The sequence below is a fragment of the Pseudomonas tumuqii genome, from assembly GCF_013184545.1.
GTDB classification, from domain to species: domain Bacteria; phylum Pseudomonadota; class Gammaproteobacteria; order Pseudomonadales; family Pseudomonadaceae; genus Aquipseudomonas; species Aquipseudomonas tumuqii.
In genome coordinates, this window is sequence record NZ_JAAOJA010000001.1 from 461,496 (window position 1) to 478,586 (window position 17,091).

Sequence of the window (17,091 nt, forward strand, 5' to 3'; positions counted from 1 at the left end):
TGGCGGGTTGTCGCTGCGCGCCGAACGGAACGCCGCCCGAACCGCCCTATACTCCGCCGGATCGCCCATCCGCCGCTGGCTATGACCCAGATCAACGTCGCCACGCTTGAAACTCGCACAATCGTCCTCATCTAGTCTTCATCTCGGCAGGCTTTCAATACAGGGGTGTCCATCGCGCCGGCCTGCTCTTAAAAAGGAAGGATGACGCAATGCGAATCGACCGATTGACCAGCAAGTTGCAACTTGCGCTATCCGACGCCCAGTCCCTGGCCGTCGGCCTCGATCATGCCGCTATAGAGCCGCTGCACCTGATGCAGGCGCTGCTCGACCAGCAGGGTGGTTCGATCAAGCCGCTGCTGATGCAGGTCGGCTTCGATGTCAACAGCCTGCGCCAGGCACTGAGCAAGGAACTCGATCGCCTGGGCAAGATCCAGAACCCGACCGGCGACGTCAACCTGTCCCAGGATCTGGCGCGTCTGCTCAACCAGGCCGACCGCCTGTCCCAGCAGAAGGGTGACCAGTTCATCTCCAGCGAACTGGTGCTGCTTGCCGCGCTGGACGAAGGCACCAAGCTGGGCAAATTGCTGCTCGCCCAGGGCGTGAGCAAGAAAGCCCTGGAAAATGCCATCAGCAACCTGCGCGGTGGTGACGCGGTGAACGACCCGAATGCCGAGGAATCGCGCCAGGCCCTGGACAAGTACACCATCGACCTGACCAAGCGCGCCGAGGAAGGCAAGCTGGATCCGGTGATCGGCCGCGACGACGAGATCCGCCGCACCATCCAGGTCTTGCAGCGCCGCACCAAGAACAACCCGGTGCTGATCGGCGAGCCGGGCGTGGGCAAGACCGCGATCGTCGAAGGCCTGGCCCAGCGCATCGTCAACGGCGAGGTGCCGGATGGCCTGAAGGACAAGCGCGTGCTGTCGCTGGACATGGGCGCGCTGATCGCCGGTGCCAAGTTCCGCGGCGAGTTCGAGGAGCGCCTCAAGGCGGTGCTCAACGAGCTGGGCAAGCAGGAAGGGCGGATCATCCTGTTTATCGATGAAATCCATACCATGGTCGGCGCCGGCAAGGCCGAGGGCTCCATGGACGCCGGCAATATGCTCAAGCCGGCCTTGGCGCGCGGCGAGCTGCACTGTGTCGGTGCCACCACCCTCGACGAGTACCGCCAGTACATCGAGAAGGACGCCGCCCTGGAACGCCGCTTCCAGAAGGTGCTGGTCGACGAGCCGAGCGAGGAAGACACCATCGCCATCCTCCGCGGCCTCAAGGAACGCTACGAGGTGCACCACAAGGTGGCGATCACCGATGGCGCGATCATCGCCGCGGCCAAGCTCAGCCATCGCTACATCACCGACCGCCAGCTGCCGGACAAGGCCATCGACCTGATCGACGAGGCGGCCAGCCGCATCCGCATGGAGATCGACTCCAAGCCGGAAGTGCTCGACCGTTTGGAGCGGCGCCTGATCCAGCTCAAGGTCGAGGCCCAGGCGCTGAAGAAGGAGGACGACGAGGCGGCGATCAAGCGCCTGGAGAAACTCAAGGAAGACATCGCCCGGCTGGAACGTGAGTATGCCGACCTGGAAGACATCTGGAAGGCGGAAAAGGCCGAGGTGCAGGGCTCGGCGCAGATCCAGCAGAAAATCGAGCAGTCCCGCCAGGAGCTGGAAACGGCGCGGCGCAAGGGTGATCTCAGCCGCATGGCCGAGCTGCAGTACGGCATCATTCCGGATCTGGAGCGCAGCCTGCAGATGGTCGACCAGCACGGCAAGACCGAGAACCAGCTGCTGCGCAGCAAGGTCACCGAGGAAGAAATTGCCGAAGTGGTGTCCAAGTGGACCGGCATCCCGGTCTCGAAGATGCTCGAAGGCGAGCGTGACAAGCTGCTGAAGATGGAAGGCCTGCTGCACCAGCGGGTGATCGGCCAGAACGAAGCGGTGGTCGCCGTGGCCAGCGCGGTACGGCGTTCGCGCGCCGGGCTGTCCGACCCGAACCGGCCGAGCGGCTCCTTCCTCTTCCTCGGCCCGACCGGGGTGGGCAAGACCGAGCTGTGCAAGGCCCTGGCCGAGTTCCTCTTCGATACCGAGGAGGCGCTGGTGCGCATCGACATGTCCGAGTTCATGGAGAAGCATTCCGTGTCGCGGCTGATCGGCGCTCCGCCCGGCTACGTCGGCTACGAGGAGGGCGGTTACCTGACCGAGGCGGTACGCCGCAAGCCTTACTCGGTGGTGCTGATGGACGAGGTGGAGAAGGCCCACCCGGACGTGTTCAACATCCTCCTGCAGGTCATGGAAGACGGCCGCCTGACCGACAGTCACGGGCGTACCGTCGACTTCAAGAACACCGTGATCGTGATGACCTCCAACCTCGGTTCCACGCAGATCCAGGAGCTGGTCGGTGATCGCGAGGCACAGCGGGCGGCGGTGATGGATGCGGTGAGCAGCCATTTCCGTCCGGAGTTCGTCAACCGTATCGACGAAGTGGTGGTGTTCGAGCCGCTGGCCCGCGAGCAGATCGCCGGTATCGCGCAAATCCAGCTGGGCCGTTTGCGCCAGCGCCTGGCCGAGCGCGAGTTGAGCCTGGAGTTGAGCGACGAGGCCTTGGACAAGCTGGTCGCCATCGGCTACGACCCGGTCTACGGCGCGCGGCCGCTAAAGCGGGCGATCCAGCGCTGGATCGAAAACCCGCTGGCGCAGTTGATTCTCGCCGGCAAGTTCGGCCCCGGCAGCACCGTCACCGGCACGGTCGAAAACGACGAAATCGTCTTCGTCTAAGCCGGCAGCACTGACAACGCCCCGTCACGGTTGGCGCCGTGCGGGGCGTTTTTATGCGCGTGTGGCGGTCTGGGTTTTTGTAGGATGCGGTTGAGCGAAGCGATACCCATCAATCGGTCGCCCAACCGCCGGATTTATTGGTTCGCCGCAGAGTTGTGATGGGTATCGCTTCGCTCAACGCCATCCTACGGGGGCGCACCATCCTACGGATCACGGGGTCTTCGGCATGATCGGATAGCGCTTAAAGATGCTGGAGCAGCACATCCAGTGCGGTGGCTTGGTCGGGTTCCAGGTCGATGATATGAAAACCGGCCCAGCAGTGTTGGCCGTCGGCGCCGGGGCGGCTCCATAGGCAGTCGGCGCTCAAGTGGATCTCGCCGACCCCGTCGATCACCTGTTCGCTGACCAGGCGGCATTCGACCAGGCTGTCCGCCCGGTGCGGCTTGTCGCTGAACAGCATGAAGCCGTCGGCAGAGAGGTCTGCCACACGGCCGAGACGCTGTCCGGTATGCAGGTCGAAGACTTCCAGCTGCAGCTCGGTACTGTGCCGGCTGTGCTGACGACGATCATCCATGGTGGCTCCTTGGCCTGCTAGCGGGGTTTGCTCGTGCGGCCGCTAAAGCGCTGCAGCACACGATAAATGGCGTTGAGGGCGCGATCCACCAGCGGCGCATCGCGTTCAGGTGAAACGATGCGGGCCAGGCCCTGTTCCATTTCGCTGGCCAGTTGGGCCAGGGGTTTGATCGCCGCCCGTTGGCCGCTGTGATCGACAAACATGTAATTGCGCGTGGTCGGGCTGAACCAGGAGAGCTTGAGCTGGTGGGGCTGGTTATCCGTGATGAACTCGAACCAGGTGCCGAATTCGACCTGGATCAGCTCCTGGGCGAATGCCTGTGCGCGGGCAGACAGGCCGGATTCGCGCGGTGCCAGAGTGGCGAGCAGGGCGTCCTCGCCGAGCATGGCGCCGAGCGTGCTCGCCGGTAACTGCGGGGCAAAGGTGTCGGCGAGCTGCGGTTGCTTGGCCTGTGCGGCGTATTGGCAGGCGACCAGGTCCTGGAGCAAACGGCGAATGCCGTCCTCGTGATAGCCACCGAGCAGTTGCAGGCCTTTGCGCAAGTCATCCAGCAGCGCCACGCGCAGCGCTTGCAGTTGTTGGCGGCCATTTTCATCCAGTGGCGTGCCGCTCCAGGCCAGTTGCTCGGCCACTTCACAGGCGCGCTGCCACTCGTGGCTGTTCTCGCCATGGCGGAGCAGGGCAAAGACCAGCACATCGGTCCAGGTCAGCTCGAGAAAGTCGCGGATGATCGCCGGCGTCTGACGTCCATTGAGGCTGCGCGCAATCACGTCTATGGCCTGCTGACGGGCGCCCAGCAGCTTGTCGCGGCCCTTGACGGCCTCCACGGCGCGGCGTTCGCGCAGTTCGACCTTGTGCTTGAGGGTGTCGGTGAATGCGTCGAATTGTGCGAGGAGTCCCTCGAACAGCAAGGGATCGTCGCTGTTTGCGCCGACCACCTGCTCCACCACCCATTTCATCTTGGCCAGCAGGCCGCGCTCATTGGCCTCGCCGCCATAGAGGACGCCCGCCTGGGCCATGCTGTTGAGTAGGCGGCGCGCCGGATGCTGGTGCTGGGTGAACAGCGCCTTGTCCTGCAGCGCCACTTTCAAATAGGGCGTGTGCAGGTGGGAGAGGGTGGTCTTGTAGCTGTCGATCAGGCAGGTGTCGTCGAGGATAAAGTCGAACAGCATACCGACCAGGTCGATCACATCGGCCTCCTGTTCCGACAGTTTCTGCTGGCCCGGCCGCTGGCTGAAGGCTTCCAGTTGCCGCTGCAAGTCGGCCTTCAAGCCTTCGACCTGCTGCGGGCTGTGCAGGCGCTGCGCCAGCTCGTCGGCAGACTGGCGCTGCATGCGGTTCAGGGCGTCGAGCAGGTCGCTGGCGCTGTAGGTGCTGGTGGCATCGCGCGGGGCAAAGCTGGCAATGCTGCGGGTGCCGCCGAGCAATGGCGCGTCAATATCGCGCTGGCGATGTTCGCCGAGCAGGGCGGCCAGGCCCTGCAACAGCGCTGTCGGGTTGCTCGGCGGCGGGCCATCGAGGTCGAGCGGTGAACTGTCGGCTGCACTTGCCGGGGGGGGGGCGCTGGCCTGGGCGGGATTGTCGGCTGGCCGTTGCTGCGTGGCGGCGGGTGCGTTGGTCTTCTTCTCCGGTCGTTCGGGGTTGGCGGCGCGTTTGGCACTGTACTTGAGCGTGGGCAGTACGCCTGCGTCGATCAGGCGCTGGTTCAGGGCGTCATACACAGAATCCAGGCTGAGCATCACGTACTTGTCGAACAGGCGGTAGAGGATGGCTTTGATCCGCAGCGGGAACGGGCTGGGCACCAGGGCCTGGCGAAATGCCAGGGCAATCATCTGCGGACCGAAGGGATTGTTCTCCTCGATCAGTTGTTTGCCATTGTTGAGCAGGGCCAGGCGCTGCTCCAGGGCAAACAGCTGCTCCGTGCAGCGTGATTTGACCTGGCTGACCATCGTGGTGATCAGCAGGCTTTCCTCGTACTCCTCTTTCTGTACCAGGGTGAGCTGATCGGCATCCAGTTCCATGACGCTGGGGGCCGGCTTGAGCTTGCCGTCGAGAAAGTCGGAGAAATTCTGCGAGATGGTCTGGTGATAGGTTCGTTCGATCTGCGGCCGCTGCTTGCGAATCTCGCGCATGCTGTCGAAGAACAGGGTTTGGAGCTGATTGTTCTCGGCTTTTTCCGCGCACTCGAACAAGGTGTCATCGACTTGCCCGAAAACGCGGGTCAGCTGCTCTGCCAGTCGGTTCATCACCAATTTGCGACAGCTCTGCACCAGCTCGCCAAAGCGAGGCTGAATGCCACGGCTGGCGAGGGTCTGTGCGGCTTTTGGCGTGTTCGGTGGCATGTCCTGGCTGCTCATGGACGTTCCTGATTGAAGCCTTGTGGCTAATGCATCCTGCGCTGATCAGACTCAAGGAAGATATAGCAGGCCGTCACTCGCGTGCAAAGCATTGTCATAAAAGCAATTTAAGGGGTTGACAGGCGGCTGCGGAAACGTAAAATGGCGCGCCTCAGACACGGGAAACGGTTCACACCGAAGCTTAGTGGAAGAGATTTGAAAGCGCTTAGTTCCGCGATAGCTCAGTCGGTAGAGCAAATGACTGTTAATCATTGGGTCCCAGGTTCGAGTCCTGGTCGCGGAGCCAATCTTTCAATCGGGGTATAGCGCAGTCCGGTAGCGCGCCTGCTTTGGGAGCAGGATGTCGGGAGTTCGAATCCCCCTACCCCGACCATTTTTGGGTCGTTAGCTCAGTTGGTAGAGCAGTTGGCTTTTAACCAATTGGTCGTAGGTTCGAATCCCACACGACCCACCATTTTCACCTGCAGCTGTTTGCAGCGTTGAATCTTAAGGTTGAGATGAGATGTTCATCGGCAACCATAAAAGAAGCGCCCTCCGGGGCGCTTTTTTTATGCGCGCGATTTGTAATGGAGCCCACGACGATAGCGGGCTTGAAGTGGCGATTCGTTCGTAGCCTGGATTAGCCGAAGGCGAAATCCGGGGGCGGTTGTGCAGGCGCCGAAATTTCCCGGATATCATCCAGGTCGCTGTGATGGGTATCGCTGCGCTCAACGCCATCCTACGGGGTGGCAGCCGCAGCTGTTTTGTAGGATGTGGTTGAGCGCAGCGATACCCATCGGCTGCCTCACGGATCACCAATTTTGAGTTCCCACGTCGAGGCGTCGAACCGTCCGCGTGGGCATACAGCCCGAGACGCTTACCGGACGCAGAGCGTGGCAACCATCGATGCCATCTGCCCCGGCTCCCCGCATATCGGTCAGTGCAGTTTCAGGCGTGGCTCGGTGCTGCGGCCGATGCGGTCGCTGAGCATCAGCAGCATGGTGCGTAGCGGGCCGTACAGCGCCATCTGGTGCATACGGTAGAGCGAGACATAGAACACCCGCGCCAGCCAGCCTTCGAGCATCACGCTGCCGGTGAGGTTGCCCATCAGGTTACCGATCGCCGAAAAAGTCGACAGCGAGATCAGCGAGCCGTAATCGCGGTAGCGGTATTCCGGCAGGGCCTGGCCCTGGCCGTCGACGCGCAGTTTCAGCGACTTGGCCAGCAGCGAGGCTTGCTGGTGAGCGGCCTGGGCGCGTGGCGGCACGTTGCGGCCTTCGCTGCCGGGTTGCGGGCAGGCGGCGCAGTCGCCGAAGGCGAAGATATTGTCGTCGCGGGTGGTTTGCAGGGTAGGGCGCACCTGCAACTGGTTGATCCGGTTGCTTTCCAGGCCGTCGAGGTCCTTGAGGAAGCCGGGCGCGCGAATCCCCGCGGCCCAGACCTTGAGGCTGGCGGTGATGGTGTCGCCCTGAGCGGTGAGCAGGGCATCGCGGGTCACCTGGCTGACCGAGGCGTTGGTCATGACTGTCACGCCGAGGCTTTCCAGGGTCTTGTGCACCGGCTTGCTGATCCGCTCCGGCAGCGCCGGCAGCACCCGTGGTCCGGCTTCGATCAGGGTAATGCGCATGTTTTCCGGGTGGATGCTGTCCAGCCCATACGCCGCCAGTTGGTGCGCCGCATGGTGCAGTTCGGCGGCCAGTTCCACGCCCGTGGCGCCGGCGCCGACGATGGCCACGTTGATATGCTCGGTGGTATCGCTCTGGCTGGCGTGGGCGCGCAAATAGTGGCTGAGCAGCTGGCTATGGAAGCGCTCGGCCTGTTCGCGGGTGTCGAGAAACAGGCAATGTTCGGCGGCGCCTGCGGTGCCGAAATCGTTGGTGGTGCTGCCGACCGCGATCACCAGGCTGTCGTAGCCCAGTTGCCGCTCGGGTACCAGCACCTCGCCCTGCTCGTCGAGCGTCGCGCTGAGGGTGATGCGTTGTTCGGCCCGGTCGAGCCCGGTCATGTGGCCGAGCTGGAACTCGAAGTGATTCCACTTGGCCTGGGCCACATAGTTCAGCTCGTCTTCCGAAGAGTTCAGCGAGCCGGCAGCCACCTCATGCAGCAGCGGTTTCCAGATGTGCGTCAGGTTGGCGTCGACCAGGGTGACTTTGGCTTTGCCGCGTTTACCCAGAGTTCTACCCAGGCGGGTAGCAAGCTCCAGGCCGCCGGCGCCGCCGCCGACGATCAGGATTCGATGGGACATGGATTGCTCTCACAAGGCTTGGAAAAAAATTCGTTAAGTCTTGCTGGGCGAGCGCGAAGCAGCTCATAGCACCAGGCGACTCAGAAGACGGCTCAGCAGGCCCATGGCGATCACCACGCCAACGATGATCAGCAGCAAGCGCCACACCTTGAAGGGTTGACGTTCGACTTGATGCTGCGGGGCACTCAGGTACTGGTCGACGCGTTTTTGATCGTCGGGACTCAGGCGGCTGGACATAGGAACCTCGAGGGATCAGACCGTGGGAAAACCCTGCGGTTCTCGGCTGGCCTGTGGATGGTGGCTATTCTAGCCGTGGCGTTCACCAGGGCTCAACGCACGGGTCGTCATTCAGATGAATAATGCCGCCTTGCCGTATCCGGGTGGTGATACTGGCGTAAGGTGGGCCGGTTTGCAGGGAATTGCAGTGTCTCGGGTCATCACAGGCTGATCCCGACATCGAACAGTACGCTGCGGCCGAGATTGCTGCGCAGGAAATCTGGCGCGTCGGGATGGGCGAACAATACCCGCGCGAAAGTCGGGCCGACCAGCGACAGCGAGCGCCAGCCCTGGCGCAGGAACTCGGTGGGCGGCGGGAAGTGGCTGTTGAAGTCGGGTACGACGCGTTTCAGGCTGACGAACGCCAGCAGATCCAGTTCGCCAGGGTCGAGGCCGCGTTCGCTGTAGTTGTGCGCTTTCTTGCGCAGGGTCGGGGCCAGGCGCGCCTGCAGCTCGGCAGCGCCGATGCGCCGCGGTTTGGCCTCGCGGCGTACCAGCTGGCTGAGCGAGAAGGCGCTACGCCGCCGTTCCAGCTCGACGCGCCACTCATCGTTGAGGCGCCGGCCTTCGTCCAGCACGAAAAACACCTCGAAACTGGCCTCGCGAAACAGCACGTCCGGCGGTTCTTGCCCGGCCGCGCTGAACTCCTCGAGCCGATGGCTGACGTTCAGTGCTTGCAGCAGGCGCTGGCACACCCAACGCTCACGCTCCCACTTGCGGGCATTGGAAAGGAACGCGTTAGCCTGCTCCGCTTGGTGCGTGAGCAAGCGCAAATAATCTGAATCGTCCATGCCTACAGCTTAGCCCGCAGTCGCGGCGGCTTGGTAGCAAAACCCGGCGGTAGGGCAGCCGGTTGATGGGTATCGCTGCGCTCAAACCTACGCGGCCCGCCGCATCCTACGGTATGGTCAAGCATGACCTGCCAGGCTAAGGATTGGGGGTTGTTCCGGCTTTCCCGGGCGGCGTTGCGCTTCGCCCGCGAAGCTTTTTTCGCCGCCCGAGCGCCGGTGTAGACTGGCTGCGTTCATCATTCAGGGGTTGGGCGCTTACCTATGATCGCTGCCGAATTACTCTCACCCGCCAGCCAGATCATTGGCTGGGCGATTTATCTGCCGCTGCTGTTCTGGGCCATATGGCGGGCGCCGTGGCTGGAGTTGTTCAGCGACCTGCGCCGCCAGCACCTGGTCTTCGCCACGGTGTTCGTGCTGTTCGTGCTGTGGCTGGTGCGCCGGGATTTCGCCTCGGGGCTGTCCTACCACATCATCGGCATGACGGCGGTGACCCTGCTGCTCGATTGGCCGCTGGCGATCCTCGCCGGGTTTGTCGCCCAGCTCGGCATGCTCCTGCTGGGCCGGCAGGACCTGGCTGCGCTGGGGGTGAACGGCGTGCTGATGGTGCTGATTCCGGTGCTGGTCACCGAGCTCTGCGCGCTGCGGGTCGAGCGCGCGCAGCCGCGCAATCTGTTCGTCTACATCTTTTTCAGCGGCTTTTTCCCCGCGGCCCTGGCCGTCTTGCTGTGCATCCTGGCCGGGCTGGGCGTGTTGTGGGTCGACGGCCTATTCCCGATGCCGCCCTGGCTCGGCGACTTCGTCGGCTACCTGTGGATGGTGATCTTCCCCGAGGCCTTCATCAATGGAATGGTCGTCACCGCGCTGGTGGTGTTCTACCCCGACTGGCTGGAAACCTTCAATCGTTCGCGCTACCTGGCGGCGCCCTGGAAGGACGACAGCAAGCCGCATTGATGGCGCAGGCTTCAGCAAATTGATCGGGGTTGCTGGGTTGACCCAGATCAACCGGCCCGTTCATGAGTCTGCCAGTCTCTGCTGACGAGGGGGCGGCTGGGGCGGGCGGCGATTTCAGCCCAGCGTCGCGATCATTTACCCCGGCGATCACAACAGAGGAGACAACATCATGGGTGTACACGAGTGGGCCAGGCAGCAAATCGAGCAAAGCCTGCAGCAGGCGCCAGCACAAGGTTTCGATCCCGCGCTCGGCTTGCGCGCCTTGCTCGGCGCGGTGGTGGAGCGCAGCCGCGGCGAGCGCGATGCCAAGGACCTGGCCGCCGAACTGCAGTTCCTTGCCGACAACCTGGACGATGAGCGTGACTACGGCTTCATGCGCCCCTGATTCCCGCTGCATCACTCGCCGCCCGTAGGGTGCGCCGTGCGCACGAGTCGCCGCGCTCATTGCAGGGATTATTGGTGCGCGCGGCGCACCCTACCTCGTCAGTGCCGGCGCGGCGGCTGATCCAGATCGCTGGAGAACAGTTCGTCTTCCAGGTTGTCACCGGGGATGGCGTGTTCTTCCGAGGCCCAGGCGCCAAGGTCGATCAGTTTGCAGCGTTCCGAGCAGAAGGGTCGTTGCGGGCTTTGCGGGCCCCATTCGACCGGGGCATTGCAGGTGGGGCATTTCACGATGGTGGGTTGGCTCATGGCTGGCCTCCGCGCAGGGTCAGATAAAAATTGTGCAGGCGTTCGACTTCGCTTTTCAGCCAAACCAGGTCGCGATCATTCAGCAGCACATCATCGGCATGCTGCAGGCGTTGTTCGCGGCTGGTCTGGGCCTTGAGGATCGCCTGCACCTGTTCGGCCGAGGTTTGGTCGCGCTGCATGGCGCGCTGCACCTGCAAGTGCTCGGGGGCATCGATCACCAATACCCGCTGGGTCAAGCGGTGCTGGCCAGACTCGACCAGCAGCGGCGACACCAGAATCGCGTAAGGCGACTCGGCGCGCGCCAGGTATTGGCTGATTTCCTGGCCGATCAGCGGGTGCAGCAGGGTTTCCAGCCAGCGCCGTTGCTCGGGGTTCTGGAAAATCAGACCGCGTAGCGCCACGCGGTCGAGCTGGCCGTCAGGCCGCAACACCCCTTCACCAAAGTGCTCGACGATTTTGGCCAGCGCCGGCGTGCCCGGCTCGACCACCCAGCGCGCTGCATGATCCGCATCGACCAGATGCACGCCCTGATCGATAAAGTGCTGGGCGACCGCGCTTTTACCGCTGCCGATACCGCCCGTGAGGCCAAGAATCCAGGGTTTCATCTTCGGGTGCGGCTCTCGTTGGCCATAAACAGGGCAACAATTGTAGAGCAGGAGCCCGCGCCCTGGCGAATCAGGTGGCGGATCGCGGTGATGAGTATCGCTGCGCTCAACCGCATCCTACAAAAACGGCGTAGCTGCCAACCCGTAGGATGGCGTTGAGCGCAGCGATACCCATCAACCGATTGCGCAGCCGCAGCAATCCCCATCATTTAATCAATCCACTTGCATCAACTACACTTGCCCGGTCTTACCCTGCAAAGGACTGCAGCCCATGACCGCTTATCGTCGGGATAGCACGCCGGGCGCCACCTGGTTCTTCACCCTCAACCTGGCCGACCGCCAACGCGGTTTGCTTACCACCCAGGTCGACCTGCTGCGCGCCAGCTTCGCCAGGGTGATGTGCCAGCATCCCTGGCGTATCGAAGCCATCGTCATCCTTCCCGATCACCTGCACGCCCTCTGTACCTTGCCGCCCGGCGATGCCGACTTTGCCGTGCGCTGGCGCCTGATAAAAACCGGCTTCTCCCGCGCATTGCCTGGCGGTGAAAAGATTTGCGCCAGCCGCCGGGGCAGAGGCGAGCGCAGCATCTGGCAACGGCGTTATTGGGAGCACCGCATCCGCGATGACCAGGACTTCGCCCGGCATGTCGACTACATCCACCACAACCCACGCAAACACGGCCACGTACAACGAGTAGCCGATTGGCCGTGGTCGTCCTTTCACCGCTACGTGCAGGCGGGTTTATTGCCCGAAGATTGGGCCGGAGGCGATGAGCCGGACAGCGAATACGGCGAGCAGCAATGGGCGGATTGAACGTTCACAGCCAACCGATTGGCAGCCGCAGGTTTTTTGTAGGATGTGGCGGGCCGCGGCGTTTTTGTAGGATGCGGTTGAGCGAAGCGATACCCATCGAGCGGTTGCCCATCCGCCGGATTTTATTGATTGGCCGCAGATCGTTGTGATGGGTATCGCTGCGCTCAACACCATCCTACGGGTTGGCAGTCGCAGGACTTTTGTAGGATGTGGCGGACCGCGTAGGTTTGAGCACAGCGATACCCATCGAGCGGTTGCCCAGCCGGCGGGTTTTATTGATTGGCCGAAGATCGTCGTGATGGGTATCGCTTCGCTCAACGCCATCCTACGGGATCACACTATCCTGCGGGGCCCGCACCATCCTACGAGCCAAACCCGGCAAACTGCAGATAGCTTCCGGTGATCTGGCCGCCCCAGAGCAGGGCGATCCAGCCGGCGATGGCGAGGTAGGGGCCGAACGGGATCGGCGTGCTGGTTTCGGCGTTGTGCAGGCGCAGCATGATCAGCCCGAGCACGGCGCCGACCAGCGACGACAGCAGGATGGTCAGCGGCAGCACTTGCCAGCCGCCCCAGGCGCCGAGCATGGCCAGCAGCTTGAAGTCGCCATAGCCCATGCCTTCCTTGCCGGTCACCAGCTTGAACAGCCAGTACACCGACCACAGGCTCAGGTAGCCGCCGATCGCGCCCCACAGTGCGGCTTCCAGGCTGGTGAACAGGCCGAAGTAGTTAGCGATCAGCCCCAGCCACAGCAACGGCAGCACCAGGGCGTCCGGCAGCAGTTGATGGTCGGCGTCGATCAGGCTCATCGCCAACAGGCCCCAGGTCAGCAGCAGGATGCCGGCGGTCTGCCAGGTAAAGCCGAAGTGCCAGGCCACATACGCCGACAGCAAGCCGCAGGCCAATTCCACCAGCGGGTAGCGCAGGCTGATCGGCACCTTGCAGCTGGAGCATTTGCCACGCAGGAACAGGTAGCTGATGACCGGGATATTCTCCCAGGGGCGAATCTCGTGGCCGCAGTGCGGGCAGCGCGAATTGGGCAGGATCAGGTTGAACAGCGGCGCGGCCGGCGGCTCCGGCAGTTCGAGGATTTCCCGGGCCTGGGCCTGCCAGTCGCGCTGCATCATCACCGGCAGGCGATACACCAGCACATTGAGAAAGCTGCCGATCAACAACCCCAGCACCAGGCAGATAAACGTAAAGGCCGGCAAGTTGCCGGCCAGGAACTCTAGGGTCATGAGTTAGCCAACCACCGCGCCCAACTGGAAGATCGGCAGGTACATGGCAATGATCAAGCCGCCGACCAGTACGCCGATAACCGACATGATCATCGGTTCCATCAGGGTGGTCAGGTTGTCGACGGCGTTGTCCACCTCGTCCTCGTAATAGCCGGCGACCTTGTCCAGCATCTCGTCCAGCGAGCCGGATTCCTCGCCGATGGCGGTCATCTGGATGGCCATGCTCGGGAAGATCCCGGTGCTGCGCATCGAGAAGTTCAACTGGGTGCCAGACGACACGTCATTGCGGATCTTGTGCACGGCATTGCGGAACACCACGTTGCCGGTCGCCCCGGCCACCGAGTCGAGCGCCTCGACCAGAGGCACGCCGGCGGCGAAGGTGGTGGCCAGGGTGCGCGCGTAACGCGCCACCACCGCTTTGTACAGGATGTCGCCGATAATTGGCGCCTTGAGCAGGGTGCGGTCGAGGAAGTCGCGGAATTTCTCCGAGCGCTTGAACACCCATTTAAACGTGAAGGCGCTGGCGAAGATGGCGAAGACGAAGATGAACCACCATTCCTGCAGCCCACGCGACATGTTCACCACCACCTGGGTGAATGCCGGCAGTTCGGCGCCGAAGCCCTGGAACACGCTCTCGAATTGCGGCACCACCTTGATCAGCAGGACCGCCGTGACGATCACCGCCACCACGATCACCGCGATCGGGTAGGTCATGGCCTTCTTGATCTTGGCTTTGAGCGCCTCGGTCTTTTCCTTGTAGGTAGCGATGCGGTCGAGCAGGGTTTCCAGCGCACCGGCTTGCTCGCCCGAGTCGACCAGGTTGCAATACAGGTCGTCGAAGTACAGCGGTTTCTTGCGTAGCGAGGCGGCGAAGCTGTTGCCCGCGGCGACCTCCTGCTTGACCTCCTCGATCAGCTTGCGCATGTTCGGGTTGTCGAAGCCCTCGCCGATGATGTCGAACGACTGCAGCAGCGGCACCCCGGCCTTCATCATGGTGGCCATCTGCCGGGTGAACAGGGCGATGTCCAGGGGTTTGATCTTCTTGCCGGCGCTGAACAGCGACTTGGGTTTCTTGCGCACCTTGAGCGGGTTGATACCCTGCTTGCGCAACTGGGCCTTGATCAGAGCAGGTGACTGCCCGATCAGCTCGCCCTTCATCTTGCCGCCTTTCTTGTCGGTGCCTTCCCAGAGGAAAACACTGCTTGCTAATGCTTTGGCCGCCATCGGTTAGTCCTTTGTCACGCGGTTCACTTCTTCGAGGCTGGTGATGCCCTGCATGGCCTTCAGCAGGGCCGAGGTGCGCAGGTCATTGAAGCCGTCTTTGCGCATTTGCGCGGAGATATCAATGGAATTGCCTTCCTCCATGATAATCCGTTGCAATGCAGGCGTGTTTTTAACCACTTCATAGATTCCGATACGGCCCTTGTAACCGCCGTTGCAATTTTCGCAGCCGACCGGGCGATAAATCTTGAAGCTGCCGATCTGGTTTTCCGGGAAGCCTTCTTCCAATAGCGCCTCGCGCGGGATCTGCACTTCCTTCTTACAATAGCCGCAGAGCTTGCGCGCCAGGCGCTGGGCGATGATCAGGCTGACCGAGGTGGCGATGTTGAACGAGGGCACGCCCATGTTGCGCAGGCGGGTCAGGGTTTCCGCGGCGCTGTTGGTGTGCAGGGTCGACATCACCATGTGCCCGGTCTGCGCCGCCTTGATCGCGATCGAGGCGGTATCCAGGTCGCGGATCTCGCCGACCATGATGATGTCCGGGTCCTGGCGCAGGAAGGCGCGCAGCGCGGCGGTAAAATCCATGCCCTGCTTGGGGTTGACGTTGACCTGGTTGATGCCTTCCAGGTTGATCTCCACCGGGTCTTCGGCGGTGGAGATATTCACGTCCACGGTATTGAGGATGTTCAGGCCGGTGTACAGCGACACCGTTTTGCCCGAGCCGGTCGGCCCGGTCACCAGGATCATGCCTTGCGGCTGCTTGAGCGCAGCCATGTACAGGTCTTTCTGCCTGGGCTCGTAGCCCAGCGCATCGATGCCCATCTGTGCGCTGGAGGGGTCGAGAATCCGCATCACGATCTTCTCGCCCCACAGGGTCGGGCAGGTGCTGACGCGAAAGTCGATCGACTTTGTCTTCGAGATGCGCATCTTGATCCGCCCGTCCTGCGGCTTGCGCCGTTCGGAAATATCCAGCGCCGCCATCACCTTGAGGCGCGCGGCGATGCGTGGCGCCAACTGGATCGGCGGCCGGGCGATCTCCTGCAGAATGCCGTCGGTACGAAAACGCACCCGGTAGACCTTCTCGTACGGCTCGAAGTGCAGGTCCGAGGAGCCGCCCCTGATCGCATCCAGCAGCATCTTGTTGACGAAGCGCACCACCGGCGCGTCGTCGGCGCTTTCGCCGGCGACGCCGTCGTTCTTGTTCTCGTCCACCGCCTGCACGTCCATGCCGTCGAGGTCGACGTCGGCCAGGTCTTCCATGCCGCTGTTGGCCGCCTCGAAGAACTTGTCGATGGCCTCGCCGAGCTTGTCGTCCTCCACCAGCAGGGCTTCGGTACTCAGGCCGGTGCTGAACTGGATGTCGGTGACCGCCTGGTGATTGGTCGGGTCGGAGAGGGCGACGAACAGCTTGTTGCCGCGCCGGTACAGCGGCAGCACGCGGTGCTGGCGACACAGCTTCTCGCTGACCAGGTCGTGCGGCTGGCTGTCCTTGTCGATGGCCTTGAGGTCGCACAACGGCACGCCGAACTGCTCGGAGGCGATTTCCGCCACCGCCCGGCTGCTGGCCAGCTTGTTCTGCACCAGGTAAGACACCAGCGGGATCTTGTTGCGTAGGGCCTGGGCCTGGGCCTGGGCCGCGGCGCGTTCGTCCAGCAAGTCGGCGTTGACCAGTTGCCGAGCCAGGCCGGTCAGATTGGGAGAGTCGTTCATTGCGCTTCTGCTAATCGAAGGGAGGCGGATGCTGCTGACTTATAGCCTAATCGCGCGCCAAGCCCAAGTGCGGCAGTCGTGCCTGACAAAAAACGTCAGTTGCTGCCGTGTTGGGAGCGGGCGGTTAGCGGTGTGTAGCGGGAAATCCCTTGGGCTGCGCGCTCTGCCGAGTTGGCACGCCATCTGCTTTGTCATGCACAGGTCGCTGACCTTAACCATAATAGGAGCTTGTCCATGAAGTCTCTCAAGAAGCAAAAAGGCTTTACCCTGATCGAGTTGATGATCGTAATTGCGATCATCGGTATTCTCGCCGCCATCGCCATCCCGCAGTTCAACGAGTATCGCCAGCGTGCGAATGACACCTCCGCTGTTGCCGATGCCAAAAATGGCATTACCGCAATCATCTCTTCGCTGCGCTGATCGGTTTTTCAGGAGATATTAATATGAAAAAGATTACTCTGTTGTTGGCAGGTTTGATGGTTTCGGGTATGGCTTCTGCCGTACAGCTGACTGGTACTGGTGGTGTGGTTCAACGCGTCGGTGATTGCGAGACTCTTTTGAACGAGGACGTGCGCATCAACCTGACCACTGGTGTAGAGGCTGGTGTTAATTGCAGTGCTACCCGCATTGCAATTGCTACTTGCCATACCGCCGGACGCCAGGTTGGCCGCAGCGTCGAGGTTGTTACTGCTTGCGATGCCGTTGCAGACCCTGCCTGCGAAGATACGGTGGAAGTCCAGACTGTGACCGGTCCGGCAATGGCCGTTGCGAATACAAACCGCGGCACCGTGATCAGCGGTTTTCCGGGTGGCCTCTGCACCGCTGCCACTGCCGATACCTTTGCAACCGCTCAGCCGTAACAGCTCTAT

16 protein-coding genes and 3 tRNA genes are annotated in these 17,091 nt (G+C 62.4%); 9 read left to right on the forward strand and 10 right to left on the reverse strand.

The features are described from left to right. The first annotated feature begins 209 nt into the window (after positions 1 to 209). Complete coding sequence (clpB, locus tag G9C89_RS02030; protein ID WP_172143881.1) at positions 210 to 2,774, forward strand: ATP-dependent chaperone ClpB; 2,565 nt, start codon at positions 210 to 212, stop codon at positions 2,772 to 2,774. A gap of 241 nt (positions 2,775 to 3,015) precedes the next feature. On the opposite strand, the gene G9C89_RS02035 is transcribed toward clpB, so the two are convergent. Then, positions 3,016 to 3,348 (reverse strand): PilZ domain-containing protein, encoded by a 333-nt coding sequence (locus G9C89_RS02035; RefSeq protein WP_172143883.1) that lies wholly within the window; start codon positions 3,346 to 3,348, stop codon positions 3,016 to 3,018. A 17-nt stretch (positions 3,349 to 3,365) separates the two neighbouring features. After that, positions 3,366 to 5,705, reverse strand: coding sequence for a DUF1631 domain-containing protein (locus G9C89_RS02040; protein WP_172143885.1), 2,340 nt, complete (start codon positions 5,703 to 5,705; stop codon positions 3,366 to 3,368). A gap of 210 nt (positions 5,706 to 5,915) precedes the next feature. Here G9C89_RS02040 and G9C89_RS02045 point away from each other — a divergent pair. The 3 genes from G9C89_RS02045 to G9C89_RS02055 all read left to right on the forward strand — a co-directional run bounded on the left by G9C89_RS02045 (position 5,916) and on the right by G9C89_RS02055 (position 6,159). Beyond that, positions 5,916 to 5,991: transfer RNA gene (locus tag G9C89_RS02045), tRNA-Asn, on the forward strand. 10 nt (positions 5,992 to 6,001) lie between these two features. After that, positions 6,002 to 6,078: transfer RNA gene (locus G9C89_RS02050), tRNA-Pro, on the forward strand. Positions 6,079 to 6,083: 5 nt separating this feature from the next. Continuing rightward, positions 6,084 to 6,159: transfer RNA gene (locus G9C89_RS02055), tRNA-Lys, on the forward strand. A 462-nt stretch (positions 6,160 to 6,621) separates the two neighbouring features. Here the strand turns inward: G9C89_RS02055 and G9C89_RS02060 are convergent. The 3 genes from G9C89_RS02060 to G9C89_RS02070 all read right to left on the reverse strand — a co-directional run bounded on the left by G9C89_RS02060 (position 6,622) and on the right by G9C89_RS02070 (position 8,996). Beyond that, positions 6,622 to 7,929 carry an NAD(P)/FAD-dependent oxidoreductase gene (locus tag G9C89_RS02060; RefSeq protein WP_172143887.1) on the reverse strand — a complete coding sequence of 436 codons (1,308 nt, stop codon included), beginning with the start codon at positions 7,927 to 7,929 and terminating at the stop codon, positions 6,622 to 6,624. A 63-nt stretch (positions 7,930 to 7,992) separates the two neighbouring features. After that, positions 7,993 to 8,166 (reverse strand): DUF3094 family protein, encoded by a 174-nt coding sequence (locus G9C89_RS02065; RefSeq protein WP_172143889.1) that lies wholly within the window; start codon positions 8,164 to 8,166, stop codon positions 7,993 to 7,995. Positions 8,167 to 8,366: 200 nt separating this feature from the next. Next, positions 8,367 to 8,996: a DUF1780 domain-containing protein gene (locus G9C89_RS02070; protein ID WP_172143891.1), complete on the reverse strand. Its 630-nt coding sequence runs from the start codon at positions 8,994 to 8,996 to the stop codon at positions 8,367 to 8,369. 261 nt (positions 8,997 to 9,257) lie between these two features. Between G9C89_RS02070 and G9C89_RS02075 the strand changes: the two genes are divergently transcribed. Then, complete coding sequence (locus G9C89_RS02075; protein ID WP_172143900.1) at positions 9,258 to 9,947, forward strand: energy-coupling factor ABC transporter permease; 690 nt, start codon at positions 9,258 to 9,260, stop codon at positions 9,945 to 9,947. A gap of 169 nt (positions 9,948 to 10,116) precedes the next feature. Continuing rightward, on the forward strand, positions 10,117 to 10,332 hold the full coding sequence (locus tag G9C89_RS02080; RefSeq protein WP_172143902.1) for a hypothetical protein: 216 nt from the start codon (positions 10,117 to 10,119) through the stop codon (positions 10,330 to 10,332). Positions 10,333 to 10,430: 98 nt separating this feature from the next. Here the strand turns inward: G9C89_RS02080 and yacG are convergent, their stop codons facing one another. Then, positions 10,431 to 10,637 carry a DNA gyrase inhibitor YacG gene (yacG, locus tag G9C89_RS02085; RefSeq protein WP_172143904.1) on the reverse strand — a complete coding sequence of 69 codons (207 nt, stop codon included), beginning with the start codon at positions 10,635 to 10,637 and terminating at the stop codon, positions 10,431 to 10,433. Then, on the reverse strand, positions 10,634 to 11,242 hold the full coding sequence (gene coaE / locus G9C89_RS02090) for a dephospho-CoA kinase (RefSeq protein ID WP_172143906.1): 609 nt from the start codon (positions 11,240 to 11,242) through the stop codon (positions 10,634 to 10,636). Before coaE ends, yacG begins: the two co-directional genes overlap by 4 nt. 271 nt (positions 11,243 to 11,513) lie before the next feature. Here coaE and G9C89_RS02095 point away from each other — a divergent pair, with 271 nt between their 5' ends. After that, positions 11,514 to 12,056, forward strand: coding sequence for an REP-associated tyrosine transposase (locus G9C89_RS02095; protein WP_172143908.1), 543 nt, complete (start codon positions 11,514 to 11,516; stop codon positions 12,054 to 12,056). A gap of 362 nt (positions 12,057 to 12,418) precedes the next feature. On the opposite strand, the gene G9C89_RS02100 is transcribed toward G9C89_RS02095, so the two are convergent. The 3 genes from G9C89_RS02100 to pilB are packed head-to-tail and all read right to left on the reverse strand — an operon-like array spanning position 12,419 to position 16,222. Next, on the reverse strand, positions 12,419 to 13,291 hold the full coding sequence (locus G9C89_RS02100; RefSeq protein WP_172143910.1) for a prepilin peptidase: 873 nt from the start codon (positions 13,289 to 13,291) through the stop codon (positions 12,419 to 12,421). A 3-nt stretch (positions 13,292 to 13,294) separates the two neighbouring features. Then, positions 13,295 to 14,515, reverse strand: a complete 1,221-nt coding sequence (locus G9C89_RS02105; RefSeq protein WP_172143912.1) for a type II secretion system F family protein — start codon at positions 14,513 to 14,515, stop codon at positions 13,295 to 13,297. A gap of 3 nt (positions 14,516 to 14,518) precedes the next feature. Next, on the reverse strand, positions 14,519 to 16,222 hold the full coding sequence (pilB, locus tag G9C89_RS02110; RefSeq protein WP_172143914.1) for a type IV-A pilus assembly ATPase PilB: 1,704 nt from the start codon (positions 16,220 to 16,222) through the stop codon (positions 14,519 to 14,521). Between the two features lie 234 nt (positions 16,223 to 16,456). On the opposite strand from pilB, the gene G9C89_RS25385 reads away from it, so the two are divergent. Together G9C89_RS25385 and G9C89_RS02120 are read left to right on the forward strand one after the other, a co-directional pair. Then, on the forward strand, positions 16,457 to 16,642 hold the full coding sequence (locus G9C89_RS25385) for a prepilin-type N-terminal cleavage/methylation domain-containing protein (RefSeq protein ID WP_172143916.1): 186 nt from the start codon (positions 16,457 to 16,459) through the stop codon (positions 16,640 to 16,642). 23 nt (positions 16,643 to 16,665) lie between these two features. Further along, positions 16,666 to 17,082 (forward strand): hypothetical protein, encoded by a 417-nt coding sequence (locus G9C89_RS02120; protein WP_172143918.1) that lies wholly within the window; start codon positions 16,666 to 16,668, stop codon positions 17,080 to 17,082. Positions 17,083 to 17,091 lie beyond the last annotated feature (9 nt).